At 52.2% G+C, this 1300-nt stretch carries 1 protein-coding gene; it reads left to right on the top strand.

The features are described from left to right. Positions 1-339: 339 nt before the first annotated feature. Positions 340-1171, top strand: a protein-coding gene (locus H537_RS51380; RefSeq protein WP_211235044.1) for an IS5 family transposase whose coding sequence is annotated in 2 segments (ribosomal slippage) — positions 340-702 and positions 704-1171 — 831 coding nt in all. Because the reading frame shifts where the segments join, the coding sequence is not laid out codon by codon here. Positions 1172-1300: the final 129 nt, after the last annotated feature.

Genomic DNA, 1300 nt, shown 5'->3' with positions numbered 1-1300 from the left:
CTCTATCAGCTCAAACGCGAGATGCTGTCCAACTATCTAAGAGCCGAGCTGCGCAGCCCGGCGGTGCGGATGGTGCTCGTTGCGTAAGTCCTATTTGGATTTTACGCCACGACGAGGAATTCGATACCATTAGAGACGACTGCCTAGAGAATTAATTGCTGGCTCAGCGGTAATAGCCTGCACAAAAACAAAGCTGACGCTCAAGGTAGCTTTGTTTGCATAAATACATTTGATTGATGCCAATATTTTGCGCAACAGGCTGTCAAGCATTTGAGTTCGTTCTTAGAACCTATCCCATTTGGAGGAGTCTAAGACGTAGGTGTCACGTAGGAGGTCGGTATGGGACTCGTGACGAAGGACGACGGTTGGCGTATCAGTGACGAGCTGTGGGAAAAGATTGAACCTCTGTTGCCGCAGCGACCCCCTCATCCTCTTGGCTGCCACCGCTCGCGTGTTCCAGACCGGGCTGCAATGAACGCCATTTTGTTGGTGCTGCGCACGGGTATGCAGTGGAATGCCTTGAGCGCCACGGGCATCTGCTCTTCAAGCTCGGCTCATCGACGTTTTCTGGAATGGACTGAAGCTGGCGTTTTCCGGGAATTTTGGCGACAGAGCTTGTTGGACTATCAGGTCCTCAAAGGCATTGACTGGGACTGGTTGGCCATGGACGGCGCAATGACCAAGGCGCCCTTGGGCGGGGAAAAAAACCGGCCCCAATCCTACGGACAGAGGCAAAGAAGGCACCAAGCGCAGCACGCTCACGGACGCAGCAGGCATGCCCATCGCGATGCAAGTGGCGGGAGCGAATCGCCACGACATGAAGCTGACCAGGGCGACGTTGTCGGCGATTGTGATTCCGCGACCCATACCCACCTTCGATGAACCCCAGGGACTGTGCTTGGACAAGGGATTCGACTACGACGAGGTGCGTGACGTCGTGCTTGAGTTTGGATTTACTGCACATATTCGTACTCGTGGCGAGGAAGCCAAGGCCATGAAGAAGGAAGCTGGCTTCAAAGCACGCCGCTGGGTAGTCGAGAGAACGCACAGCTGGCTCAATCGATTCCGCCGGCTACTCGTACGTTGGGAAAAGCGGGCCGATACTTATTTGGCCATGCTGCATCTGGCCTGCGGCCTTGTTGTTTGGCGGTCCAATTCCCTAATGGGATAAGCTCTTAATGCGCTTTCTATTGTATTTTAATTGAGAAGATAGGACTTACGCAAAAGTTTGATAGAAAATCATAGAAATCCCATGAATTAATTTCAACTTGAACTTCTTGAAAGCATAGATCATAGTTTT

Source organism: Azohydromonas australica DSM 1124 (genome assembly GCF_000430725.1).
Taxonomy (GTDB): Bacteria; Pseudomonadota; Gammaproteobacteria; order Burkholderiales; family Burkholderiaceae_C; genus Azohydromonas; species Azohydromonas australica.
The sequence above is the reverse complement of the archived record's forward strand: the minus strand, read 5'-3'. Positions and strand labels throughout refer to the sequence as shown.